Annotated in this window: 20 protein-coding genes and 2 pseudogenes; 11 read left to right on the top strand and 11 right to left on the bottom strand. The window is 72.5% G+C overall.

Annotated elements, in window-relative coordinates; genetic code table 11:
* The first annotated feature begins 696 nt into the window (after positions 1-696).
* A complete protein-coding gene (gene trpS, locus QWM81_RS27480; protein WP_290115097.1) occupies positions 697-1,695 on the top strand; it encodes a tryptophan--tRNA ligase in 999 nt (332 codons plus the stop codon).
* A gap of 61 nt (positions 1,696-1,756) precedes the next feature.
* Here trpS and proC read toward each other — a convergent pair whose 3' ends face one another.
* The 4 genes and pseudogenes from proC to QWM81_RS27460 form a co-directional block, all read right to left on the bottom strand.
* Positions 1,757-2,566 (bottom strand): pyrroline-5-carboxylate reductase, encoded by an 810-nt coding sequence (proC, locus tag QWM81_RS27475; protein WP_290115096.1) that lies wholly within the window; start codon positions 2,564-2,566, stop codon positions 1,757-1,759.
* Positions 2,567-2,671: 105 nt separating this feature from the next.
* Positions 2,672-2,776: pseudogene (locus tag QWM81_RS27470) on the bottom strand (ABC transporter permease); the annotation flags it as partial.
* Positions 2,775-3,308 carry a hypothetical protein gene (locus QWM81_RS27465; RefSeq protein WP_290115106.1) on the bottom strand — a complete coding sequence of 178 codons (534 nt, stop codon included), beginning with the start codon at positions 3,306-3,308 and terminating at the stop codon, positions 2,775-2,777. The gene QWM81_RS27465 and the pseudogene QWM81_RS27470, both read right to left, overlap by 2 nt.
* Before the next feature lie 53 nt (positions 3,309-3,361).
* Positions 3,362-3,667, bottom strand: a complete 306-nt coding sequence (locus QWM81_RS27460; protein WP_290115105.1) for a hypothetical protein — start codon at positions 3,665-3,667, stop codon at positions 3,362-3,364.
* A gap of 153 nt (positions 3,668-3,820) precedes the next feature.
* Between QWM81_RS27460 and QWM81_RS27455 the strand changes: the two genes are divergently transcribed.
* Complete coding sequence (locus tag QWM81_RS27455; RefSeq protein ID WP_290115104.1) at positions 3,821-5,959, top strand: serine/threonine-protein kinase; 2,139 nt, start codon at positions 3,821-3,823, stop codon at positions 5,957-5,959.
* On the opposite strand, the gene ilvD is transcribed toward QWM81_RS27455, so the two are convergent.
* From ilvD to QWM81_RS27435, 4 genes and pseudogenes are all read right to left on the bottom strand, one after another.
* On the bottom strand, positions 5,960-7,813 hold the full coding sequence (gene ilvD / locus QWM81_RS27450) for a dihydroxy-acid dehydratase (protein WP_290115095.1): 1,854 nt from the start codon (positions 7,811-7,813) through the stop codon (positions 5,960-5,962).
* A 108-nt stretch (positions 7,814-7,921) separates the two neighbouring features.
* Positions 7,922-8,083, bottom strand: a pseudogene (locus tag QWM81_RS27445) (TetR/AcrR family transcriptional regulator); the annotation flags it as partial.
* Positions 8,084-8,099: 16 nt separating this feature from the next.
* The gene (locus QWM81_RS27440) at positions 8,100-8,927 is read right to left on the bottom strand and encodes a sugar phosphate isomerase/epimerase family protein (RefSeq protein WP_290115094.1); all 828 of its coding nucleotides are present in this window, start codon (positions 8,925-8,927) and stop codon (positions 8,100-8,102) included.
* Between the two features lie 23 nt (positions 8,928-8,950).
* Entirely contained in the window at positions 8,951-9,883 is a 933-nt protein-coding gene (locus QWM81_RS27435) for a Ppx/GppA family phosphatase (RefSeq protein ID WP_290115093.1), read from the bottom strand.
* A 39-nt stretch (positions 9,884-9,922) separates the two neighbouring features.
* On the opposite strand from QWM81_RS27435, the gene QWM81_RS27430 reads away from it, so the two are divergent.
* Entirely contained in the window at positions 9,923-10,744 is an 822-nt protein-coding gene (locus tag QWM81_RS27430; RefSeq protein ID WP_435372470.1) for a DUF3109 family protein, read from the top strand.
* Positions 10,745-10,897: 153 nt separating this feature from the next.
* Here the strand turns inward: QWM81_RS27430 and QWM81_RS27425 are convergent, their stop codons facing one another.
* Entirely contained in the window at positions 10,898-12,628 is a 1,731-nt protein-coding gene (locus tag QWM81_RS27425; RefSeq protein WP_290115092.1) for a BACON domain-containing protein, read from the bottom strand.
* A 199-nt stretch (positions 12,629-12,827) separates the two neighbouring features.
* On the opposite strand from QWM81_RS27425, the gene radA reads away from it, so the two are divergent.
* Entirely contained in the window at positions 12,828-14,237 is a 1,410-nt protein-coding gene (gene radA, locus QWM81_RS27420; protein WP_290115091.1) for a DNA repair protein RadA, read from the top strand.
* A gap of 191 nt (positions 14,238-14,428) precedes the next feature.
* The gene (gene disA / locus QWM81_RS27415) at positions 14,429-15,553 is read left to right on the top strand and encodes a DNA integrity scanning diadenylate cyclase DisA (protein ID WP_290115090.1); all 1,125 of its coding nucleotides are present in this window, start codon (positions 14,429-14,431) and stop codon (positions 15,551-15,553) included.
* A gap of 15 nt (positions 15,554-15,568) precedes the next feature.
* Here disA and QWM81_RS27410 read toward each other — a convergent pair whose 3' ends face one another.
* Complete coding sequence (locus QWM81_RS27410; protein ID WP_290115089.1) at positions 15,569-16,429, bottom strand: hypothetical protein; 861 nt, start codon at positions 16,427-16,429, stop codon at positions 15,569-15,571.
* A gap of 177 nt (positions 16,430-16,606) precedes the next feature.
* Between QWM81_RS27410 and QWM81_RS27405 the strand changes: the two genes are divergently transcribed.
* From QWM81_RS27405 to cseC, 6 genes are all read left to right on the top strand, one after another.
* Complete coding sequence (locus QWM81_RS27405) at positions 16,607-17,275, top strand: phosphatase PAP2 family protein (RefSeq protein ID WP_290115088.1); 669 nt, start codon at positions 16,607-16,609, stop codon at positions 17,273-17,275.
* 25 nt (positions 17,276-17,300) lie between these two features.
* Positions 17,301-18,206 carry an HhH-GPD family protein gene (locus QWM81_RS27400; RefSeq protein WP_290115087.1) on the top strand — a complete coding sequence of 302 codons (906 nt, stop codon included), beginning with the start codon at positions 17,301-17,303 and terminating at the stop codon, positions 18,204-18,206.
* A gap of 250 nt (positions 18,207-18,456) precedes the next feature.
* The gene (locus QWM81_RS27395; protein WP_290115086.1) at positions 18,457-19,041 is read left to right on the top strand and encodes a SigE family RNA polymerase sigma factor; all 585 of its coding nucleotides are present in this window, start codon (positions 18,457-18,459) and stop codon (positions 19,039-19,041) included.
* A complete protein-coding gene (locus tag QWM81_RS27390) occupies positions 19,029-19,715 on the top strand; it encodes a hypothetical protein (protein ID WP_435372469.1) in 687 nt (228 codons plus the stop codon). The genes QWM81_RS27395 and QWM81_RS27390 overlap by 13 nt, the downstream gene beginning before the upstream one ends.
* 49 nt (positions 19,716-19,764) lie before the next feature.
* Positions 19,765-20,472: a two-component system response regulator CseB gene (gene cseB, locus QWM81_RS27385; RefSeq protein ID WP_290115085.1), complete on the top strand. Its 708-nt coding sequence runs from the start codon at positions 19,765-19,767 to the stop codon at positions 20,470-20,472.
* Positions 20,473-20,524: 52 nt separating this feature from the next.
* Entirely contained in the window at positions 20,525-21,847 is a 1,323-nt protein-coding gene (gene cseC, locus QWM81_RS27380; RefSeq protein ID WP_290115084.1) for a two-component system sensor histidine kinase CseC, read from the top strand.
* Between the two features lie 108 nt (positions 21,848-21,955).
* Here cseC and QWM81_RS27375 read toward each other — a convergent pair whose 3' ends face one another.
* Positions 21,956-22,660: a M23 family metallopeptidase gene (locus QWM81_RS27375; protein WP_290115083.1), complete on the bottom strand. Its 705-nt coding sequence runs from the start codon at positions 22,658-22,660 to the stop codon at positions 21,956-21,958.
* Positions 22,661-23,524 lie beyond the last annotated feature (864 nt).

Below are 23,524 nucleotides of genomic sequence, written 5' to 3'. Positions count from 1 at the left end.
AACATATCTGGCGTTGATTTTTGGCACGCTGTTGAGTTCTCAAGGAACGGACGCTTCCTTTGTACTCACCCTCTCGGGCTTTCCTCCGGGCGCTTCCCTTCGGTATTTCGTGTTTCCAGCTTAGCAGGTCCGTTTTCCGTTTCTGCCACCCGCTGGAGCGGGCTGCCGGGCCGTTCTTCGCTTTCGCGCTTTCCCTTTCCGGCGGTTCCGACTCTATCAGATCCTTTCGGGCCTGATTCCCAGTCAGAGTGGGTTGCCGCCCCGGCCACTTGGGCCGTTCCGACGAGTGAGACTTTAGCGGATTCCTTGCCTCCGACGCTAATCGGGGCTGCGCTCTTTCGAACGCGGATTCCTCATTTCGCAAAAGCGCACGGAAAGCGCGCGACGGAGCGTCGCTCGCTTGGAGTGGTTCTTGCGGGATGGCTGTCCGGGGACCGACCGGAGTCGGTGCTCACGTCGGACAACTCGGAGAACAGTACGGATGGAGCAACCCTGTGTCAAACGTGGCCCGGCTGCCGTAGCCTTGGGCCATGACTACGCGTGCGTTCACCCTTCAGTGGTGGGCCGCCTGACGGCGGCCGGCAGACACGCGTGCACTCAACGGCCGCCGCCTCGGCGGCCGTTCGCGTATCTCCCTCCGGGAGGTCGGCCGTCAGGTGGTGGCGGCCTCGACCAGGAGAAGGAGAGGAGAGCGCGGTGACGCGAATCTTCAGTGGGGTCAAGCCGACGGGGCATCTGACGCTGGGGAACTACCTCGGGGCCGTACGCAGGTGGGTCGAGGTCGATCAGCACCGGGCGGACGCGTTGTTCAGCGTGGTGGATCTGCACGCCCTGACTGTCGAGCACGATCCGGCGCGGGTGCGGCGGCTGACGCGGCAGGCGGCGACGCTGCTGCTGGCGGCGGGGCTCGATCCCGGGCGGTGCACCGTCTTCGTACAGAGTCATGTGGACGAGCACGCGCGGCTGTCGTACCTGCTGGAGTGCACCGCCACGGACGGGGAGCTGCGGCGGATGATCCAGTACAAGGAGAAGGCGGCGCCGGCGCGGGCGGGCGGGCGGGGAGTGCGGGTGTCGCTGCTGACGTATCCGGTGTTGATGGCGGCGGACATCCTCGCGTACGGGACGGATGAGGTGCCGGTGGGGGATGACCAGGTGCAGCACGTCGAGCTGACCCGGGATCTGGCGGTGCGGTTCAACCAGCGGTACGGACACACCTTCACCGTGCCGAGGGCGACGCGTCCGCCGGTGGCGGCGCGGGTCATGGACCTCCAGGACCCGACGGGAAAGATGGGGAAGTCGCACGAGAACGGGGCGGGGATCGTCTATCTGCTCGATGAGCCCGATGTGGTGCGCCGGAAGGTCATGCGGGCGGTGACCGACAGTGGGCAGGAGGTCGAGTACGACCGGGAGGCCAAGCCGGGGGTGGCCAATCTGCTGGATGTGCTGGCGGCGTGCGGGGGTGGCGATCCGGAGGTGCTGGCTGGTGCCTATCCGTCGTACGGGGCGCTCAAGAAGGACGTGGCCGAGGCGGTGGTCGAAGTGCTGAGGCCGTTGCGGGAGCGGCATGCCGAGCTGGTGACCGACCCCGGGTATGTGGACGCGGTGCTGAGGGAGGGGGCCGAGCGGGCGCGGGGTATCGCGCGGCCCGTGGTGGACCGGGCGTATCGGGCCGTGGGGCTCCTGCCGCCGGGGTGACCGGGGGTGGCGCTGTCGGCCCCGTGGTGGGCGGGGCCGGCGGTGGCGTGGGGCGGCGGGGTCAACCGTTGCCGGAGGCGAGCTGGCGGCTGCGGTCGCGGGCTGCTTCGAGGGCGGCGATGAGGGCGGCTCGTACGCCGTGGTTCTCCAGTTCCCGGATGGCGCTGATCGTGGTGCCGGCCGGGGAGGTGACGGCCTCGCGGAGCTTGACCGGGTGCTCGCCGCTGTCGCGGAGCATCACGGCGGCGCCGATGGCGGCCTGGACGATCAGGTCGTGGGCCTGGGCGCGGGGCAGGCCGAGGAGGATGCCGGCGTCGGTCATCGCTTCCACGAGGTAGTAGAAGTACGCGGGGCCGGAGCCGGAGAGGGCGGTGGCGGCGTCCTGCTGGGACTCGGGGACGCGGAGGGTCTTGCCGACGCCGCCGAAGATCTCCTCGGCGTGGGCGAGGTGCTCGGAGGTGGCGTGGCTGCCGGCCGAGATGACGGACATGCCCTCATCCACGAGCACGGGGGTGTTCGGCATGACGCGGACCACGGGGGTGTCGGCGGTGAGGCGCTCTTCGATGAACGCGGTCGTGATGCCGGCGGCGGCGCTGATGACGAGGCGATCGGCGGTGACGTGAGGGGCGAGCTCGTCCAGCAGGCTGCCCATGTCCTGGGGCTTGACGGCCAGGATGAGGGTGTCGGCGCGCTTGGCGGCCTCGGCGTTGCTGACGGGTTCGACTCCGTACCGGGCGCGGAGCTCCTCGGCGCGGTCGGCGCGGCGGGCGGTGACCAGGAGGTGTGCGGTGGGCCAGCCGGCGCGGATCATGCCGCTGAGCAGGGCTTCACCGATCTTGCCGGTACCGAGGACTGCGACTGTCTGGGTCATGGCTGAAGTTCACCTCGCCGGTGGGGGTACGTGTCGCCATCCTCGCACTGGGGCGGCGGGTGCGGGGCATGTGTCCGGTGGGCGGTACGCGGGCGGGGTGGGGCGTCAGGCGGTACGGCGGCGGAGCGTGGCCGCGCCGAGGGTGTGGACGAGGAGCGCGCAGGCGGCGACGACGAGGGCGTCGCGGAGGAAGCCGGCGGTCATGTCGCTACCGGCGCTTGGGGTTCTTCTTGCGGCCGGCCGGGTTGCCCGTGCGGGTGGAGCGGCGCTTCTCGTACCGGGCGAGGGCCGTCTCGTACTCGGCGCGCAGCAGCTTCTCGCCGGGCGCCTCGATGAGGGAGCGGACGAAGTACGCGAGAAGGGAGCCGATGAAGCCGATCGCCTTCAGGCTGCGCAGCGCGTCCTCGCGGCCGGGGTTGGCCGGGCGACGGGTGAAGCCCTCCCAGGTCGTGCGGAAGGCGATGGCGGTGCAGACGGCGAACATGACGACGACGAGCGCGTTGACGAAGCCGCCGACGTCGGCGATGGCCAGGCCCTGGTAGGCGAAGCGGAGGACGAAGGCCCCGGCGACGGCGGCGGCGAGCGAACCGGCGGCGACCCCGGCGCGTCGCAGCCCGTAACCACCGTCGTGGCCGACCCAGGTCGTGCCGAAGAAACGGATGGGTTCGGGCCGCGGTCCGCCGGCCGGGGTGCTGCCGCTGGTGGTGGTGTTGCTACTGGTGGTGTTGCTGGAGGTGGTGATGCTGGTGTGGTCGCTCACGGGGTCGATTATCCCCGGGCGGACACGGTGAGCGGTCAGGAGCAGCGCACGGCGACGTAGCCGTCGCTGCCGGTGTTCACGTACGCGTCGGACACGTACTGGCCGTTGGCGATGTTGTCCCAGAGGTTGGTGGTGCCGTACGGGCCGGTGATCGTCTCGCCGGGCTTCTGGCAGTTGATCGGTACGCGGACACCCTCGGGCAGGACCTTGATCACCTGGTAGTTGGTGCCGGGGCCGTTGCGGACGTTGAGCCGGTACCCGGGCGCGACCGGGTAGCGCTTCACTGTGTACGTCGTGGTCTCGACCGCTTCTGCGGTCGCTTCTGCGGTCGCTTCTTCCATGGCCATGTGGCCCTCCCCCGTCGAGGCGCGTGCCCCGTGCACGCGCGCCGCGCGCAGGCTAGCAAGCCATAACGGCGTCGCACGCATCATCGACTAGGCTCCGTGCGTCGCGCTGGACGCGGGACGCGCGCGGACGAACACACGGGGGTGGCGATGCCGCCGTTGCGCAGTACCGGACCGGTTCCGGAAGCGGAGCATCCGCAGTACGCCGGTCGGTACCGGCTTCAGGAGTGCCTGGGTTCGGGCGGCATGGGTGTCGTCCACCTGGCCAGGTCCGGCTCGGGGCTGCGGCTCGCGGTGAAGGTCGTCCATGCCGAGCATGCCGCCGATCCCGAGTTCAGGGCGCGTTTCCGGCAGGAGGTCATGGCCGCGCGGCGGGTCAGCGGCGCGTTCACCGCGCCGGTCGTGGACGCGGACCCGGATGCCGAACGGCCCTGGATGGCCACGTTGTTCATCGACGGTCCGACCCTGTCGGAACGGGTCAAGCGGAATGGCCCGTTGGGCTCCGTGGAGCTGCGGAGGGTCGGGGCCGGGCTGGCCGAGGCGCTGCGTGACATCCACCGGGCCGGCGTGGTGCACCGCGACCTGAAGCCGAGCAACGTGCTGCTGGCCGGCGACGGCCCGAAGGTCATCGACTTCGGGATCTCGCGGCCGGCCGACAGCGATCTGCGTACGGAGACGGGGAAGTTGATCGGGACGCCGCCGTTCATGGCGCCCGAGCAGTTCCAGCGTCCCCGTGACGTGGGGCCCGCCGCCGATGTGTTCGCGATGGGCGCCGTCCTGGTCCACGCGGCGACCGGGCGCGGCCCGTTCGACTCCAACTCCCCGTACGTCGTGGCGTACCAGGTCGTCCACAACGAGCCGGACCTGGCGGGCGTACCGGAGGACCTGGTCCCGCTGCTGAGGCGCTGCCTGGCGAAGGACCCGGCCCAGCGGCCCACGGCGGACGAGTTGATGGGTGAGCTGCGGTCCGGTGAGCCGTGGGACGGGACGGGCGCGGCGTTCATACCGGGGCAGCGGCGGGCGGAGGACGGGGCGGGCTCGGGTTCGGGTTCGCGCTCGGGCTCGGGTTCGCGCTCGGGCTCCGGGGCGGAGTCAGGGGCGGTCGTACGCCCTGGGCACCGGCGTCGGCTGAGCCGGGCCGCCGGACTCGCCGTACTCGCCGCGCTGATCGCGGGCGGGGTCGTCGTCGGGGTGCGCGGCATGGCGGACGGGCCGTCCGCGCACACCGCGACGGCCGCGCGAGCGTTCAGGCCGTGGGCCGCCGCGCTGGGCACCGGGACCGGCGAGAACCTGACGCCCCTGTGCACCGCCCCCGCCGCCGACGCCGCCCTGTACTGCACGGCTCCCGGGGTCAAGGCGGCCCGCCTCAGCCCAGCGGATGGGGGCACCGCCTGGACGGCACAGGCGACCGCAGCCGAAGCGGGCGCCGCCCCCGTGCTCTCCGGCGGGCTGGTCCATGTGGTGACCGCGGGCCGCGCCCGGCTCGAAGCGCTCGCCCCGGACACCGGGGCCACCCGCTGGGCCGAAGACGTCTCCGCGTACACGAACGTCCTGCACTCCGGGGACACCGTGCTGCTCATGGCGGCGGACGGCGCCGTGCGCGCCCTGGACGGCGCGACCGGCGCCGAGCGGTGGACCAAGCGGTTCTCGGGGACGTCCGGCGCGCAGTGGGTGGCCGGCGACGGTGTCGTGTACGCCGCGGCCGCCTCCCCCGACGCGGCGTCCACGCTCGTGAGCGCGGTCGATCCGGCGGACGGGCGGGTGCTGTGGACCAAGCGGATGAGCGGCGCCCTGGCCCCCGTACAGGCGTCGAGGGACGCCCTGCTGCTCCTGTCGACCGACGCGGACCTGTACACGGACGCGGTCGTCACGCTGGACACCGCCGACCGCACCGCCCGGCGCGTACCGCTGACGTTCCCGGCCGATCAGGCGCAGGCCGCGATGGCGGGCGACACCGTGTACGTCATCGGGTCGGGCGGCTCGCTCACCGCCGTGGACACCGCCGGCCGCGGCACGCAGCGCTGGCGGCTGGAGACGGGGGTGACGCGCGCGTCCCGCCCGGTCGTGGCGGGCGGGCACGTCTACCTGACGGCGGCTGACGGGCGGCTGCTGGCGGTGGACGCCGAGCGCGGCGTACTGCGGGGGATGACCAAGCCGCGCATGGACGGCGGGCGGTACACCTTCGCACCGCTGCTGCCCGCGCCCGCCGTCGCGAATGGCACGGTGTTCGCGACGGCCCCGGACGGGTCGGTCTTCGCCGTGGCGGCGAAGGATCCGGCCCGCTGGTGATCAGCCGAGCTTGCTGACGTCCCGGACAGCGCCCTTGTCGGCGCTCGTCGCCATCGCCGCGTACGCCCGCAGCGCCGCCGAGACCTTGCGGTCGCGGTTCTTCGGGGCGTACACGCCGCCGAGGGCCTCGCGGCGGGCGGCCAGCGTGGCGTCGTCGACGAGCAGCTCGATGGAGCGGTTCGGGATGTCGATACGGATGCGGTCGCCGTCCTCGACCAGCGCGATCGTGCCGCCGCTCGCCGCCTCCGGCGACGCGTGGCCGATCGACAGGCCCGACGTACCGCCGGAGAAGCGGCCGTCCGTGATCAGCGCGCAGGCCTTGCCCAGGCCCCGGCCCTTCAGGTACGAGGTCGGGTAGAGCATCTCCTGCATGCCCGGGCCGCCCTTGGGGCCCTCGTAGCGGATGACGACGACGTCGCCCTCCTTGATCTCCTTCAGCAGGATCTTCTCGACGGCCTGCTCCTGCGACTCGCAGACGACCGCCGGGCCCTCGAAGGTCCAGATCGACTCGTCGACACCGGCCGTCTTCACGACGCAGCCGTCGACCGCCAGGTTGCCCTTCAAGACCGCGAGGCCACCGTCCTTGGAGTAGGCGTGCTCGGCGGAGCGGATGCAGCCCTCGGCGGCGTCCACGTCCAGGGTGTCCCAGCGCTCGGACTGCGAGAAGGCGGTCGCGGACCGGACGCAGCCGGGGGCGGCGTGCCACAGTTCCACGGCCTCCGGCGAGGGCGAGCCGCCGCGCACGTCCCACGTCTTGAGCCAGTCGGCGAGCGAGGAGCTGTGCACGCTGTGCACGTCCTCGTTGAGCAGCCCGGCCCTGTGCAGCTCGCCGAGCAGGGCGGGGATGCCACCGGCGCGGTGCACGTCCTCCATGTAGTACGTACGCGTCTTGGCGACGTTCGGCGCGACCTTGGCCAGGCACGGCACGCGGCGCGAGACGGCGTCGATCTCGTCCAGCCCGAAGGGGACGCCCGCCTCCTGGGCGGCGGCCAGCAGGTGCAGGATCGTGTTGGTCGAGCCGCCCATGGCGATGTCGAGGGCCATGGCGTTCTCGAAGGCCGCGAGCGTGGCGATGTTGCGCGGCAGGGCGGACTCGTCGCCCTGGGCGTAGTAGCGGTCGGTCAGCTCGACGACCGTGCGCGCGGCGTTCTCGTACAGGGCGCGGCGGGCGGTGTGGGTGGCGAGGGTCGAGCCGTTGCCGGGGAGGGACAGGCCGATGGCCTCGGTCAGGCAGTTCATCGAGTTGGCGGTGAACATGCCGGAACAGGACCCGCAGGTCGGACAGGCGTTCTCCTCGATACGGAGCATGTCCGCGTCGGAGATCTTGTCGTTGACGGCATCCGACATCGCGTCGACCAGGTCGAGCGTTCGGACCGTGCCGTCGACCAGCGTCGCCTTGCCGGCCTCCATGGGGCCGCCGGAGACGAAGACCGTGGGGATGTTGAGGCGCAGCGCCGCCATCAGCATGCCCGGGGTGATCTTGTCGCAGTTGGAGATGCAGATCAGGGCGTCGGCGCAGTGCGCCTCGACCATGTACTCCACGCTGTCCGCGATCAGGTCGCGGGAGGGGAGCGAGTACAGCATGCCGCCGTGGCCCATCGCGATGCCGTCGTCCACGGCGATCGTGTTGAACTCGCGCGGGATGGCGCCCGCCTCCTTGATCGCCTCGGAGACGATCCGGCCGACCGGCTGGAGGTGGGTGTGGCCGGGCACGAACTCGGTGAAGGAGTTCGCGACGGCGATGATCGGCTTGCGCCCGATGTCCGCGCCCGGTACACCGGAGGCCCGCATAAGGGCGCGGGCGCCCGCCATGTTGCGGCCGTGGGTGACAGTGCGGGACCTCAGCTCGGGCATCGTCGCTCGCTCCGCTCGCTCCTGGGAAGGGACATGTCTCCTCCGAGCGTACGCCGCTGCTCCAAGATCTGGACAGGCTGTCCGGATGGCGGGATGCCCGGCTCACGCCTCGGTCAGGTACCGCAGGAGCGCGATGCCGGTCATGTGCGAGGCGGCGAGCTCCGCCCGGAACTTCGGATTCGGTACGTCGAGGTCGGCGACCACGCGCTCCAGCAGCCGCCGCAGCGGCACGAAACCGCGCAGCACCTGCGCCGCCGCGTCGTGGGTGAGCTTTCGGGGGCGGCGGTCATCGGATGCGGGCAGCCGACGCCAGGTGCAGCCGGGTGAAGGCCAGCGCCTCCGCCAGGTCGGCCTCGCGTTCGGCCGCCGACATCGCGCGCCGGGTGTTGACCTCGATGACGACATGGCCGTCGAAACCGGAGCGCGCCAGGTGCTCCAGCAGCTCCGCGCACGGCTGCGTGCCGCGCCCCGGCACCAGGTGCTCGTCCTTCGCCGAGCCGCGCCCGTCGGCGAGGTGGACGTGGCCGAGCCGGTCCCCCATGCGGCCGATCATGTCCATGGCGTCGACCCGGGCGGTCGCGGTGTGCGAGAGGTCGACGGTGTAGTGGCGGTAGTCGTCCTTGCTGACGTCCCACTCCGGCGCGTACGCGAGCATCTCGCGGTCCCGGTAGCGCCACGGGTACATGTTCTCGACCGCGAAGCGCACGTCCGTCTCGTCCGCCATCCGCCAGATGCCGGTGATGAAGTCGCGGGCGTACTGGCGCTGCCAGCGGAACGGCGGGTGGACGACGACGGTCGACGCGCCCAGCTTCTCGGCCGCCGCCTGGGCGCGCTGGAGCTTCACCCACGGGTCGGTCGACCAGACGCGCTGGGTGATGAGGAGACAGGGCGCGTGGACGGCGAGGATGGGGACCTGGTGGTAGTCGGAGAGGCGGCGCAGCGCCTCGATGTCCTGGCTGACCGGGTCCGTCCACACCATGACCTCGACGCCGTCGTAGCCGAGGCGTGCGGCGATCTCGAAGGCCGTCGCCGTCGACTCCGGGTAGACCGAGGCCGTCGACAGGGCGACCTTCGCGTCCGGGACGCGCACCACTGATTCCGACGGTTTTGCCACGAGGGACAGAGTACGGGCACCGGCTAGGCGGCCGGGAGGTGGTCCAGCCGGCGCAGGATGACGCCCTCGCGCAGCGCCCATGGGCAGATCTCCAGTTCCTCGACCCCGAACAGGTCCATCGCCCCCTCCGCGACCAGGGCTCCTGCCAGCAACTGCCGCGCCCGCCCCTGGGACACCCCGGGCAGTGCGCAGCGCTGCTCGGCGGTCATGACCGCGAGCTTGGGGACCCACTCCTCCAGTGACGTACGACTCAGTACGCGCTGTACGTACTGACTCTCGCCCGAGCCTGGCGCGCCGGCTATCCGGGCCAGCTGCTTGAACGTCTTGGAGGTCGCCACGACATGGTCCGGCGGCCCGAAGCGGGCGATCTCCCCGACCGTCCGGGCGATCTGCGCCCGCACGTGGCGGCGCAGCGCCTTCACGTCGGCCGGATCGGGCGGGTCGCCGGGCAGCCAGCCGGCGGTCAGCCGCCCGGCGCCCAGCGGCAGGGACACGGCGGCGTCGGGCTCCTCGTCGATCCCGTACGCGATCTCCAGCGAGCCGCCGCCGATGTCCAGCAGCAGCAGCTTCCCGGCGGACCAGCCGAACCAGCGGCGGGCGGCCAGGAAGGTCAGGCGGGCCTCCTCCTCGCCGCTGAGGACCTGGAGGTCGACGCCGGTCTCGTCCTTGATCCGCTTCAGTACGACATCGGCGTTGGACGCGTCGCGGATGGCGGAGGTCGCGAACGGCAGGACGTCCTCGCAGCCCTTGTCCTCGGCGGTGCGCAGGGCGTCGTGGGTGATGGTGATGAGCCGCTCGACACCGTGCGCGCCGATCGCGCCCTCGGCGTCGAGCAGCTCCGCCAGGCGCAGCTCCGCCTTGTGGGAATGGGCGGGCAGGGGCCGGGCGCCGGGGTGGGCGTCCATCACCAGCAGGTGCACCGTGTTCGAACCGACGTCGAGGACTCCGAGTCTCATGCCCCGAACGCTACTGCGCGCGGCGCATACGCTTGGTGTGTGCCAAAGACGAAGAAGGCGAAGAAGGCGAAGCCCACGTCCCCCGTACCGGTCTCCAGCCCGGTCGTCCCGGACGAAAAGGGGCTCGACTTTCCCCGTGCGTGGGTGGAGTTCCCGGACCCCGCCGACGACGAGCAGGTCTTCCGCTGCGACCTGACCTGGCTGACCTCGCGCTGGTCCTGCATCTTCGGAAGCGGCTGTCAGGGCATCCAGGCGGGCCGCGCGGACGACGGCTGCTGCACGCTGGGCGCCCACTTCTCGGACGAGGACGACGAGCAGCGCGTCGCCACGCATGTGGAACGGCTCACACCGGAGCTGTGGCAGTTCCACGACGTCGGTACGCGGTCGTCGGGCGGCTGGGTCCAGCTCGACGAGGACGGCGAGCGCCAGACGCGCCGCTGGGAGGGCTCCTGCATCTTCCAGAACCGCCCCGGGTTCGCGGGCGGGGCCGGCTGCGCGCTGCACATCCTGGCGCTGCGGGAGGGCCGTGAGCCGCTGGAGACGAAGCCGGACGTCTGCTGGCAGCTGCCGGTGCGTCGTACGTACGACTGGATCGACCGGCCCGACGACACGCGCGTGCTCCAGATCTCGATCGGCGAGTACGACCGCCGGGGCTGGGGACCGGGCGGCCACGACCTGCACTGGTGGTGCACGTCGGCGACATCGGCGCACGGGGCGGGGGAGCCGGTGTACGTGACCTACCGCCCGGAGCTGACGGAAATGATGGGCAAGGCGGCGTACGACGTGCTGGCCGAGCTGTGCGAGGCCCGCCTGTCGTCACAGCTACCGCTGCTCGCCCCGCACCCGGCGGACCCCGCTTGAGCGGCTGAACGCGGGCGGCTGAGCGCGTGGGGCTGAGCGCGGGCGGCTGAGCGCGTTTGGGGCACCCTGGTCGCGTCGTGGGCGGCTGGCGCGGCCCGTTGGGGGCTTGGCGCGTGGGTGGCCCGCTGGCGCTTTGGCGGCTGAGGCTTGGGGTCAGTTGGACGGTGGTGGTGTCGCCGGGGGCGGTGGGGGCGCGGTGTCCGAGGGCGTGGGGTCCGGGGACGGCGGCGGGGTCGTCGTGGGCGGCGGGGCCGGGTCCGTGGGGGTCGGGTCCGGGGACGGCGGCGGCGTCGACACCGGCGTGGTCGGGTCCGGGTGCGGGTCCGGGCGCGAGGGCGGCCGGGGCGCGCCGTGGCCGTCGATCTCCACCACCGCGCCCGCCGGGTCGACCCCGACGCGGGCGCTCCAGGGGCCGTGCGGTTCGCGGGCGTGGTCGACGGAGACGTACACCGTGACCGACTGGCCGGGCGTGAGCGTGCCGGAGGAACGGCTGGCGTACAGCCACGGCGCGTCCGTCCACAGCGTCCAGGCGACCGGGGTGCCGCCCGACGCCGTGAGCGTGAGCATCGTGGTGTCGCCGCCGTACGGCTGGGCCGCGACCGTGATGCGGCCGGGGACCGGGCGGCCCGGGCGGGACGGTGCGACGGGCGCCCCGGTGCTGATCACCTCGACGGAGACGTGGCCCGAGCGGTCGGCCGGGGAACGGCGGCCGGGGTCGGTACGGGCGCTGCCGGCGTTCTCGTAGTGGTCCTCCCGGGCGGACCGTTCCGCCTCGGTCCCGGGGTCGCCCGCCTCCGCCGCGCTGACGGAGGGCCCTTCGTGTCCCTCCCCCGTGAGCGGCGCGCCCCGGTAGGCCGCCCACAGGGCGAGCACCGGCGCCGCGACCACGGTGGCCACGACGGTCGTCGTCACCGCCCGCGCCCGCATCCGGTCGCGGCGCGCCGCGTGGTCCTTGGGGTCCAGGGGGAAGCCGTCGCGGCCGAACCGCGGCCCGCCCGCCCGGTTTCGCGGGACGTGCAGCATCGCCATGTACGCCGCGGACCTCGGCGCCTCGACCAGCGGCAACCGCGCGGGGGTGACCGACGAACCGGGCCACGGCCCGCCCGCCCCGGAGCGTTCGGCGGCGCGGCGGCAGCGCGGGCAGTCGTCGACGTGCCGGACGAGTTCATGGCGCAGCGCCGCGGAGAGCAGCACCCGTCTGTCGCCGGTGAGCCGGGCGACGGCCGGACAGGTGCCGGTCTCGACGACGGCGAGCGCGGCGCGGGTGCGTTCCACCTCGCAGGCGGCCGCGGACAGCAGCTCGCGGGCGGCGGAGGGCTCCATGCCGAGGACGGCGGCGACCTGCGGGGCGCCGAGCTGGTGGCGTACGGCCAGCTCCAGCGCCTCGCGCTGCTCGGGCGTGGTGCCGGCGGCCTCGGGCCAGGCGAGCAGGGACAGCTCGCGGCGGCGCCGCTCGGCGGTCTCCGGGGAGACGGACGGGGCTTCCTCCGAGACGCCAGGGGCGCCAGGGGCGCCAGGGGCGGCGGGGGCGCCAGGGGCGACAGGGCGGCCGGTGTGCGCTCCCTGCCGCTTGCGCCGCTGTTCGGCCAGCTCCCTCAGGCAGGCCCAGCGGGCGAGCGCGTACAGCCATGCCTTCCGCTCGGCGTCCGCGGCCGGACATCGCCCGAACTGCCGCTCGGCGATGGCCAGGACGTCGCCCAGCACCATGGTCGCCGTGTCGTGGTCGCACAGCACGGACAGGCAGTACGTGAACAGGCCGTCGAGGTACGGCTCGTACCGCGCCGGCGGCTGCTGCGCCAGCGTGCGGGGCCCGGTCCGGGACGCACGGTGCTGCGCCCGGTGTGCGCCGGTGGTCTGCGTGGGGGACTCCAGCCTGCTGCTCATCACCCGGCGACCGTAGGCAGTTGAGGCACGCCCTTCGCACCCCTTCAGCACTTTTAATCCTTACGGGTGAACGTATCCCTCGAAAGGGGACAGGAAGCGCGGATTCCACACCGGTCACTCACCCGCGCCCCTGACGTCCCGGGTGCCCCGTCCGCCCCGCGCGGGGTCATTGTCAGTGGGGACCGCTACGGTCTTCCGCATGGCTGCCCGTACGAAATCCGCCAAGGACCGGCCGTCCTACCGCTGCACCGAATGCGGCTGGACGACCGCCAAATGGCTCGGCCGCTGTCCCGAGTGCCAGGCATGGGGGACGGTCGAGGAGTACGGCACGCCCGCCGTCCGCACCACCGCCGCCGGGCGCGTCTCGACCGCCGCCCTCCCGATCGGCCAGGTCGACGGCCGGCAGGCCACCGCGCGCTCCACCGGCGTGGACGAGCTGGACCGGGTCCTGGGCGGCGGTCTGGTGCCGGGCGCGGTCGTGCTGCTGGCGGGCGAGCCGGGCGTCGGCAAGTCCACGCTCCTGCTGGACGTCGCGGCGAAGGCGGCCAGCGAGGAGCACCGCACGCTGTACGTCACGGGTGAGGAGTCCGCGAGCCAGGTGCGGCTGCGCGCCGACCGGATCAACGCGCTGAACGACGATCTGTACCTGGCGGCCGAGACGGACCTGTCCGCCGTGCTCGGCCACCTCGACGCGGTCAAGCCGTCGCTGCTGATCCTCGACTCGGTGCAGACCGTGGCGTCGCCCGAGATCGACGGTGCGCCGGGCGGCATGGCGCAGGTGCGGGAGGTGGCCGGGGCGCTGATCCGCGCCTCCAAGGAGCGGGGCATGTCCACGCTGCTGGTCGGCCATGTGACCAAGGACGGTGCGATCGCGGGCCCGCGGCTGCTGGAGCACCTGGTGGACGTCGTCCTGTCCTTCGAGGGCGACCGGCACGCCCGCCTGCGGCTGGTGCGGGGCGTGAAGAACCGGTACGGGGCGACGGACGAGGTCGGCTGCTTCGAACTGCACGACGAGGGGATCACGGGCCTGGCCGACCCCTCCGGGCTCTTCCTCACCCGCCGCGCCGAGGCCGTGCCGGGTACGTGCCTGACCGTGACGCTGGAGGGGCGGCGCCCGCTCGTCGCCGAGGTGCAGGCGCTCACGGTCGACTCGCAGATCCCCTCGCCGCGGCGTACGACCTCGGGGCTGGAGACGTCCCGGGTGTCGATGATGCTCGCGGTGCTGGAGCAGCGCGGGCGGATCAGCGCGCTCGGCAAGCGCGACATCTACAGCGCGACGGTGGGCGGGGTGAAGCTCTCGGAGCCGGCCGCCGACCTGGCGATCGCGCTGGCGCTGGCGTCGGCGGCCAGTGACACTCCGCTGCCCAAGAACCTGGTGGCGATCGGCGAGGTGGGCCTCGCGGGCGAGGTCCGGCGTGTCACGGGCGTCCAGCGGCGCCTCGCCGAGGCGCACCGGCTCGGCTTCACCCACGCCCTGGTCCCGGGCGACCCGGGGAAGATCCCGGCCGGCATGAAGGTCACCGAGGTCGCGGACATGGGCGACGCGCTCCGCGTCCTCCCCCGCGCCCGCCGCCCGTCCCCCCGCCGGGAGGAGGCCGCCGAGGGGTAGCCCCTGCCCGGCTGAGGCTGCCCGAGCACCACCCCACCTTCCGCCCCCGTCCCCCCCTTCCTGCCGGTGGTACCTCCGCCCCCGTCCCCCGCTCCTGCCGGTGGTCCGCGCGGCGGGAGGCCGAACCGTCACGGCCGGGGTCGCTAGACTTTGCCCAGGTCTCGCCCATCCGTACGAGCCGGAGGAGTGCAGTGGCAGCCAACGACCGGGCAGCAGCACCCGGAAAGTCCGGCGGAGGCTCCGGCAATGAAGCACTGATGCGCGCTTCCCTGAGCGCGGTCGCCCCGGGTACGTCGCTGCGCGACGGCCTGGAGCGCATCCTCCGCGGCAACACCGGGGGTCTGATCGTCCTCGGCATGGACAAGACCGTCGAGTCGATGTGCACCGGCGGGTTCGTGCTGGACGTGGAGTTCACCGCGACCCGGCTGCGCGAGCTGTGCAAGCTCGACGGCGCGCTCATCCTCGACAAGGACATCACCAAGATCCTCCGGGCCGGCGTCCAGCTCGTCCCGGACGCGTCGATCCCGACAGAGGAGACCGGCACCCGGCACCGCACCGCCGACCGCGTGTCCAAGCAGTGCGGCTTCCCCGTCGTCTCCGTATCGCAGTCGATGCGGCTCATCGCCCTGTACGTGGACGGTGAGCGCCGTGTCCTGGAGGAGTCGGCGGCCATCCTGTCGCGCGCCAACCAGGCCCTGGCGACCCTGGAGCGGTACAAGCTGCGGCTGGATGAGGTCGCCGGCACGCTCTCCGCGCTGGAGATCGAGGACCTGGTGACCGTCCGGGACGTCACGGCCGTCGCCCAGCGTCTGGAGATGGTCCGCCGCATCGCGACCGAGATCGCCGAGTACGTGGTGGAGCTCGGCACCGACGGCCGCCTCCTCGCCCTCCAGCTGGACGAGCTGATCGCCGGCGTCGAGCCCGAGCGCGAGCTCGTGGTCCGGGACTACGTACCGCAGCCGACCGCCAAGCGGTCCCGTACGGTCGCCGAGGCGCTCACCGAGCTGGACGCGCTCAGCCACGCCGAGCTGCTGGAGCTGCCGATCGTGGCCCGTGCCCTCGGCTACACCGGCTCCCCGGAGGCGCTGGACTCGGCGGTCTCGCCGCGCGGTTACCGGCTGCTGGCCAAGGTGCCGCGGCTGCCCGGTGCCATCATCGAGCGGCTCGTGGAGCACTTCGGGGGCCTGCAGAAGCTGCTGGCCGCGAGCGTGGACGACCTCCAGACCGTCGACGGTGTCGGCGAGGCGCGCGCCCGCAGCGTACGGGAGGGGCTGTCGCGGCTCGCCGAGTCGTCGATCCTGGAGCGGTACGTCTAGAGCCGCCTGTCCAGGTCAGTCCTTGGTGAGCGTGAACGACGCCGGCATCACCTTGGCGCCCGGCACGGTCGCCTCGACCAGGTACGTGCCAGGACCGGCGGTCGCCGCGGGCGGTGTCGCGCAGCGCGGTGCGCTCTGCCGGCGGTCCCACTCGATGGTGTGCGTGACGGACCCGCCCGCCGGGATGCGCAGCAGGAGGGTTCCGGAGCCGCGCGGGCAGTCCTTGGACGACCAGATCTGATCGGCCTCGTCGTCCTTGATGGTCAGCACGGCGGTCTTCGGCCCGAGGTCGGCCTTGCAGGTGGTGGCGGAGGTGTTGTGGGCGATCAGCTGGAGACGGGGCTTGTCTCCCGGCGCGTAACGGACCTTCTCGCTGCGCAGCGTCAACTTCAGTGAGCCGGGCGCGCAGTTGGGGAGCGGGGAGTTGGCCGGGACCTGCTGACCGGAACTCCCGCCGCCGGAGCCCGTATCCGCGCCGGTGCCCGAGCCGCCGCTGCCGGTATCGGCGCCCGATCCCGCGCCGGAGCCCGAACCGGTGCCCGCGTCCGTGCCGCTTCCGTCGCCGCCGGAGCCACCCGAGCCGCCCTGTGAGGACGTGTCTCCGTTCTTGCCGGAGTCCTCGCCCGACCCCGACTCGTCGCGCCCGCCCGGCTGTTCACTGATCGCCGGTCCCGACTGCGAGGGTCCTGGGGTGATGGACGGCGCGGGACTGGACCCGTTGGAGCTTCCGCCGCCCTTCTTCCCGTCGTCGTCACCGGGACTGACGATCCATACGATCAGCAGCGCGAGCAGCACGACCAGGCTCGCCGCGACTGCCCTCCGTCGCCAGTAGATGGAGGAGGGAAGCGGCCCGACCGGATTGCGCAGAGATCCCACGCCCAAACTGTACGAGAGATCGACGCCAACTCCCGCCCCACCCGCCGCCCGTGCACCAAGTTTTGCGGATGATCACATTCGAACACCGCTGATCCGCCCTCCTCTCCTCCGTCAGGAGCGGCTCTTTGCCGATGGCGCCGCACGACCGCTTCCGGGCGCCAGGTACCGTCCGTCACCATGAGCCAGGACCTCTATCGCGACATCACCGACTTCGCCCACGACACCCCGAGCTGGGTACAGCTGCTCGCCGAAGTGTGGACGGAAGCCGGGCTGCTGCTGTTCGGCGTGCTGTTCCTCGTCGGCTGGTGGCGCGCGCGCCCGGCCGGCTCCCGTGCCATGGCGCTCGCCGTCCTCGCGCCGCTCGGCACCGCCTTCGGTTACGTGGTCAGCGAGTTGCTGAAGTCGCTGGTGGACGAGGAACGCCCGTGCCGCGCGGTCGCCGGTGCCGCCGCCTCGCTGGTGGCGTGCCCGCCGCACGGCGACTGGTCCTTCCCGAGCAACCACTCCGCCATCGCCGGCGCGGCGGCCGTCGCCCTGGCCCTGGCCTGGCGCCGGATCGTCTGGCTGACGGTGCCGATGGCGCTGCTGATGGCCTTCTCGCGGGTCTTCGTGGGGGTGCACTACCCGCACGACGTGGCGGCCGGCCTGGTGCTGGGCGCGCTGGCCGCGGTGCTGTTCATCAAGCTGCTGACCGGACCGACCCGGGCGCTGACCGACGCGATGCGCGCGAGTGGGTCGCCGGCCCCGGCCTGGCTGGCGGGGCCCGGTCCCGCCGCGCCCGCTCCCGCCGTACCGGACCACACCGCGCCCCCGCGGCGCCGGGAGCCGATGCACCGCCGCGGCTGAGGAACGTGCCAGGATCGGGGGTGCCATGACTGCGACCCCCTCCACCCCCGAAGCCGGCCCCGCCGAACTCCACGGGCCCGTGCTGGCCTGGTTCGAACAGAACGCCCGCGACTTGCCCTGGCGCCGCCCCGACGCGGGTGCCTGGGGCGTGATGGTCAGTGAGTTCATGCTCCAGCAGACCCCGGTCAGCCGGGTCCTGCCGGTGTACGAACAGTGGCTGGCCCGCTGGCCCCGCCCCGCCGACCTGGCCGCAGAGGCCCCCGGTGAGGCGGTCCGCGCCTGGGGCAGGCTGGGTTACCCGCGCCGCGCGCTGCGGCTCCACGGGGCGGCGGTCGCGATAACGGAACGGCACGGCGGTGACGTACCCAGCGACCACGCCCAGCTGCTGGCCCTGCCCGGCATCGGTGAGTACACGGCCGCGGCGGTGGCGTCGTTCGCGTACGGGCAGCGCCATGCCGTGCTGGACACGAACGTCCGGCGCGTCTTCGCCCGGTCCGTGACGGGCGTGCAGTACCCGCCGAACGCCACCACCGCCGCCGAGCGGAAGCTGGCCCGGGCGCTCCTCCCGGACGACGAGCCGACCGCGGCCCGCTGGGCGGCGGCCTCCATGGAGCTGGGCGCGCTGGTGTGCACCGCCCGCAATGAGGACTGCTCCCGGTGCCCGATCGCCCGGCGGTGCGCCTGGCGGCTGGCCGGGAAGCCCGCGCACGACGGCCCGGCCAGACGCGGCCAGACGTACGCGGGCACGGACCGCCAGGTGCGCGGGCGGCTGCTCGCGGTCCTGCGAGAGGCGACTGCTCCGGTGGAGCAGGCCGCGCTGGACGCGGTGTGGCACGAACCGGTGCAGCGGGCGCGGGCGCTGGACGGGCTGGTCGCGGACGGGCTGGTCGAGCCCCTGGAGGGCGGTCGGTACCGCCTGCCGGAGGGCTGAGCCCGCCGCCCGCACGTCCTCCCCGGCTCCGGCGCCGTCCTCGTCTTCGGCTTCGGCTTCGGCTTCGGCTTCCGCTTCGGCTTCCGCTTCGGCTTCCTGTGCGTCTTCGTAACACCATCGCTGTTACACAACCGATGGACAGCCGTGCGTCCGTCGACGGTCTGTGCGGACAACCCCGTGACAACCGCTCCGTAGCGTCTGCCGACGTAAGCAGCACACGGGGTTTCACGGGGATCGGAGGCGGTTCGGGATGTCGCACGGCGAGGTGCTCGAATTCGAGGAGTACGTACGCACTCGGCAGGACGCCCTGCTGCGCAGCGCCCGGCGTCTGGTTCCCGACCCCGTCGACGCGCAGGACCTGCTCCAGACGGCGCTGGCCCGGACGTACGGCCGCTGGGACGGCATAGCGGACAAGACGCTGGCCGACGCCTACCTCCGCCGGGTGATGATCAATACGCGTACGGAGTGGTGGCGCGCCCGCAAGCTGGAGGAGGTGCCCACCGAGCAGCTCCCCGACGCGTCCGTCGACGACGCCACCGAGCAGCACGCCGACCGGGCCCTGCTGATGGACGTCCTGAGGGTGCTGGCGCCCAAGCAGCGCAGCGTCGTCGTGCTGCGGCACTGGGAGCAGATGAGCACCGAGGAGACGGCCGCCGCGCTCGGCATGTCGACCGGTACGGTGAAGTCCACGCTTCACCGGGCGCTCGCCCGCCTCCGCCAGGAGCTGGAGAGCCGGGCCGTCGAGACGGACGCCGGTGCCCGGGAGCGGACGGAGCGTACGAATCGTACGGTCGGACGTCGTCATGAACGGGGGCGGGAGCGGTGCGCGGCCTGAGCGCCAGAGACATCGGGAGCGGCAGCGGCAGGATCCGGGCGGCGGGCACCACGGCGATGGCCGTGGCCGCCGCCGTCGGCCTGCTCACGGTCGGGTGCTCCACCGGCGGCACGGGGACGCGCGACGAGGGCGCGGCCAGGACCGACCAGGGCAGCCCGTCGACCGCGCCCAGCCCCACGTCGTCCTCGTCGTCGCCGATCAAGAAGGTCGACGCGGTCCACCTGATCATGAGCGACCCGAAGGTCAGCGACCAGGTCAAGGACGACCTCAAGCCGTGCGCCGAGAACGCCTACCCGGTGGACACCTCGTACGGGAACCTCACCGACTCCGGGTCACCGGACGTCGTGGTGAACGTGCTGACGTGCGGTGACGCCGTGGGCGTCGGGACATATGTGTACCGGGCCCAGGACAAGACGTACGAGAATGTCTTCTCGGTGGAGGAACCGGCCGTGTACTCGGCCATCGACCGGGGGGACCTGGTCGTCACCAAGCAGGTGTACGACAAGGGTGACCCGGTGGCGTACCCCTCCGGGGAGGATGTGATCACCTACCGGTGGGCCGGAACCAAGTTCACCGAGCACGACCGGGTGCACAACGACTACAGCAAGGCGGTCGGCGACGGGGGCATCGACGGCCCCGCCGAGCCCGCGCCGTCGGCGCCGGGCGAGAACTGATCCAGCACTGCGAAGAACGTGAAGAACTTCGAGACCGAGAGAGCGCGGGATGGCCGAGACCCATGTCCTGTTCGTCGAGGACGACGACGTCATCCGTGAGGCGACGCAGCTGGCCCTGGAGCGCGACGGCTTCGCGGTGACCGCGATGCCGGACGGGCTGTCCGGGCTGGAGTCCTTCCGGGAGCGGCAGCCGGACATCGCGCTGCTGGACGTGATGCTGCCCGGCATGGACGGCGTGAGCCTGTGCCGGCGCATCCGCGACGAGTCGACCGTGCCGGTGATCATGCTGTCGGCCCGCGCCGACTCGATCGACGTGGTGCTGGGCCTGGAGGCCGGTGCCGACGACTACGTCACCAAGCCGTTCGACGGCGCGGTGCTGGTCGCCCGGATCCGCGCCGTGCTGCGCCGTTTCGGCCACGCGGGCGGCACCGCGGGTGGCGGCGACGCCGACCGGGCGGGGCAGGAGCAGGGCGGCGTGCTGGTCTTCGGTGACCTGGAGGTGGACACCGACGGCATGGAGGTGCGCAAGGGCGGCGCTCCGGTGGGGCTGACGCCCACGGAGATGCGGCTGCTGCTGGAGTTCTCCTCGGCGCCGGGCACCGTGCTGTCGCGCGACAAGCTGCTGGAGCGGGTCTGGGACTACGGCTGGGGCGGCGACACCCGGGTGGTCGACGTCCATGTGCAGCGGCTGCGCGCCAAGATCGGCCAGGACCGGATCGAGACGGTCCGTGGCTTCGGCTACAAGCTGAAGGCGTGACTGAGGGCGTGACTGAAGGCGTGAAGCGGCCCGTGAGACAGGATCCCGCCGCATGAAGCGGTTCGCGTTGCGCACCGGCGTCCGATGGAAGATCTCGATCGCCATCGCCGCCGTGGGCGCGCTGGTGGCGGTCGCGCTCAGCCTCGTCGTCCACAACGCCGCCCGCGTCTCGATGCTCGACAACGCGCGCGAGGTGCAGATGGAGCGGCTGCTGTTCGCGCAGCGGATGTACGAGTCGTCGAAGCCGAGGACCGACCCCAAGTTCGGCGCCAAGCTCAATGACCCGGCGCTGCCGCCGCAGCTGGACCACCTGATGCGGAACAAGCATCGCGGGACGTACGTCCAGGAGCACACGGAGGGCGCGCCGGACGTGTGGGCCGCCGTGCCGCTGGGCAACGGGGACGTGCTGTCGCTGCACACGCCGTTCGCGAACCGGAGCACGACCATCATGAAGGCGCTGGACGAGGCGCTGATCGTGGGCTCGGTGTCGGTGGTCTTCGGTGGCTGCGCGCTCGGCGTGCTGATCGGCGGCCAGCTGTCGCGGCGGCTGCGCAAGGCCGCCACGGCGGCGGGGAAGGTCGCCGAGGGCAACACGGACGTACGGGTCCGGGACGCCATCGGCGGTGTCGTACGCGATGAGACGGACGAGCTGGCGCGGGCGGTGGACGCCCTGACGGACGCGCTGCACGAGCGGATCGAGGCGGAGCGGCGGGTCACCGCCGACATCGCGCACGAGCTGCGGACGCCCGTGACCGGGCTGCTCACGGCGGCCGAGCTGCTGCCGCCGGGACGGCCCACCGAGCTGGTGCGGGACCGGGCGCAGGCCATGCGCACGCTGGTCGAGGACGTGCTGGAGGTGGCCCGGCTGGACAGCGCCTCCGAGCGGGCCGAGCTCCAGGAGATCGCGCTGGGCGAGTTCGTCAGCCGGCGGGTGCGGGCGCTGCACCCGGACGTGGAGGTCCGGGTGGTGCACGAGTCATGGGTCAATACCGATCCACGCCGCCTGGAACGAATCCTGGGCAACCTGCTGGCCAACGCCGCCAAGCACGGCAAGCCGCCGGTCGAGGTCACGGTCGAGGGGCGGGTGCTGCGCGTCCGCGACCACGGGCCCGGCTTCCCCTACGAGCTGCTGCGGGAGGGCCCGAGCCGGTTCCGTACAGGCGCGTCCGACCGCGCCGGGCACGGCCACGGCCTGGGCCTGACGATCGCGGCGGGCCAGGCGCGGGTACTGGGCGCCCGGCTGACCTTCCGCAACGCCGCCCCGAAGGGCACCGCCCCGGGGACGGGCGGCGCGATCGCGGTCCTGTGGCTGCCGGAGCACGCCCCGACGACGACGGGCAGCTTCCCGATCCTCCGCTTCCCCGGCACGCCCTGAGGCGGCGGGCGGCCGGGACGGTCGTCACCCGCAACGCGTCGACGGCGGCCCCGAGGAGAAGCGGAAAGCCGTCCTCGAAGTCGCCGTCGATGCGGTGACGGAAGGTCGTCAGATGACGACGCCCTCGGAGCGCAGGAACTTCGCCGGGTTGAGCGCCGAGCCGTAGTTCGGAGTCGTACGGATCTCGAAGTGCAGGTGCGGTCCGGAGGAGTTCCCGGTGTTGCCGGACCGGGCGATGGTCTGGCCGGTCTTCACGGTCTGGCCGATGCCGACGTTGATCTTCGACAGGTGGGCGTACTGGGAGTACGTGCCGTTGGCGTGCTTGATCACGATGGCGTTGCCGTACGCGGGGCCGTCGCCGCCGCCGTTCGGGCCGGCCTTCACGACGACACCGCTGTGCGTGGCCTTCACCACGGTGCCGACCGGCACGGCGAAGTCCTGGCCGGAGTGCTTGTTCGTCCACATGGAGCCGCCCTGGTTGAAGCTGGCGGTCAGGGTGTAGCCGTTGACCGGCTTGACCCAGGACGCGGGCTTCTTGGCGGCGGCCTTCTTCACCGCCGCCTTCTTGGCGGCGGCGGCCTTCTTCGCGGCAGCGGCCTTCTTCGCGGCGGCGGCCTTGGCGGCGGCCTGCTGGGCGGCCTTGGCCTGGGCATCGGCCTGCGCCGCGACGGCGGCGGCGGGGCCCGAGACGGGGATCGTCTTGTTGTCGGCGGCGAAGGCGGCACCGACTCCGAACACCATCGACGCTCCCATGCCGGCGGCGGTGAGGGCGACGACGGCGTTACGGGCGGGATGCTTGACGCGCTGCGACATACGGGGAAGTCCTCCGGACAAGAACGGACCCGACGCGAACGACGCGCCGGGCGGTTGGGCTCATCCTTGGTAACCCGCCCGCCCATCCCACCTCAAACCACCCATCTACGACATCTGGTCGTAGATACCCCGGTGTGACCTGCGCTCTTGACGCGGTGCCGCATACGGGGGGCAGAGCCCGAAATGTCCTTGGAAAATAAGGTTTATCCCCGTAGCGGGACCCGTCACCTGGGGCTTTCCGCCCTGCTCACCGGCCTCTCGCCGGCCCATCACTCCCGGAGCCCTCGCCAACGGCCGCGAAAGCCCGCCTCCGCCCCGGTCGGAGGCACTATTCCGCCTAGTACCGCCCAAAACGCCTGTGCGCCTTGTCACGGCCGACAGGCCCGTGAGCGGCCCACGCCGACCCTTGGACAGACCCTCGACGGCTCTTGGACAGGCCCTCGACGGCTCTTGGGTGGGCCCTCGGCGGAGCCGGGACGGACCCCGACGCACCCGGGGGCGGACCGTCGACGGACCGGGACAGACCCCGACGAACCGAAGGCGGGCCCCCGACGAACCGGGGCGGACCCTCGACGTTGCCGGGTTGGCCCCGACGCACCCGGGACGGACCCTCGACGGACGGGGACGGACCCGACGCACCCAGGGCGGACCCCGACGAACCCGGGCGGGGCCCTCGACGGACCGGGACGGACCCCGACGAACCGGAGGCGGACCATCGACGCACCGGACCCCGACGCACCCGGGGCGGGCCCTCTGCCGGCTTCGGGCGGACCCTGCACGGCCCTCGGGCGGGCCCTCCCCGGAGCGCGGGCGCTCTCGGGCCGCCCCCGCCGGGGCGCGGCGGGGGCGACCACGGATACGCTC

The sequence above is a fragment of the Streptomyces ficellus genome (assembly GCF_030406405.1).
Lineage (GTDB): Bacteria > Actinomycetota > Actinomycetes > Streptomycetales > Streptomycetaceae > Streptomyces > Streptomyces ficellus_B.
Note: the sequence above shows the minus strand (reverse complement) of the source record. Positions and strands in the feature narration are given on the sequence as shown.

What these genes read in the sequence shown, in the direction of transcription:
- proC (WP_290115096.1), bottom strand. Translation starts at nt 2,566, where the DNA reads ATGACCCAGACAGTCGCAGTCCTCGGTACCGGCAAGATCGGTGAAGCC.
- QWM81_RS27460 (WP_290115105.1), bottom strand. Translation starts at nt 3,667, where the DNA reads ATGGAAGAAGCGACCGCAGAAGCGACCGCAGAAGCGGTCGAGACCACG.
- QWM81_RS27455 (WP_290115104.1), top strand. Translation starts at nt 3,821, where the DNA reads ATGCCGCCGTTGCGCAGTACCGGACCGGTTCCGGAAGCGGAGCATCCG.
- ilvD (WP_290115095.1), bottom strand. Translation starts at nt 7,813, where the DNA reads ATGCCCGAGCTGAGGTCCCGCACTGTCACCCACGGCCGCAACATGGCG.
- QWM81_RS27435 (WP_290115093.1), bottom strand. Translation starts at nt 9,883, where the DNA reads ATGAGACTCGGAGTCCTCGACGTCGGTTCGAACACGGTGCACCTGCTG.
- QWM81_RS27425 (WP_290115092.1), bottom strand. Translation starts at nt 12,628, where the DNA reads ATGAGCAGCAGGCTGGAGTCCCCCACGCAGACCACCGGCGCACACCGG.
- radA (WP_290115091.1), top strand. Translation starts at nt 12,828, where the DNA reads ATGGCTGCCCGTACGAAATCCGCCAAGGACCGGCCGTCCTACCGCTGC.
- QWM81_RS27405 (WP_290115088.1), top strand. Translation starts at nt 16,607, where the DNA reads ATGAGCCAGGACCTCTATCGCGACATCACCGACTTCGCCCACGACACC.
- QWM81_RS27400 (WP_290115087.1), top strand. Translation starts at nt 17,301, where the DNA reads ATGACTGCGACCCCCTCCACCCCCGAAGCCGGCCCCGCCGAACTCCAC.
- QWM81_RS27395 (WP_290115086.1), top strand. Translation starts at nt 18,457, where the DNA reads ATGTCGCACGGCGAGGTGCTCGAATTCGAGGAGTACGTACGCACTCGG.
- cseB (WP_290115085.1), top strand. Translation starts at nt 19,765, where the DNA reads ATGGCCGAGACCCATGTCCTGTTCGTCGAGGACGACGACGTCATCCGT.
- cseC (WP_290115084.1), top strand. Translation starts at nt 20,525, where the DNA reads ATGAAGCGGTTCGCGTTGCGCACCGGCGTCCGATGGAAGATCTCGATC.
- QWM81_RS27375 (WP_290115083.1), bottom strand. Translation starts at nt 22,660, where the DNA reads ATGTCGCAGCGCGTCAAGCATCCCGCCCGTAACGCCGTCGTCGCCCTC.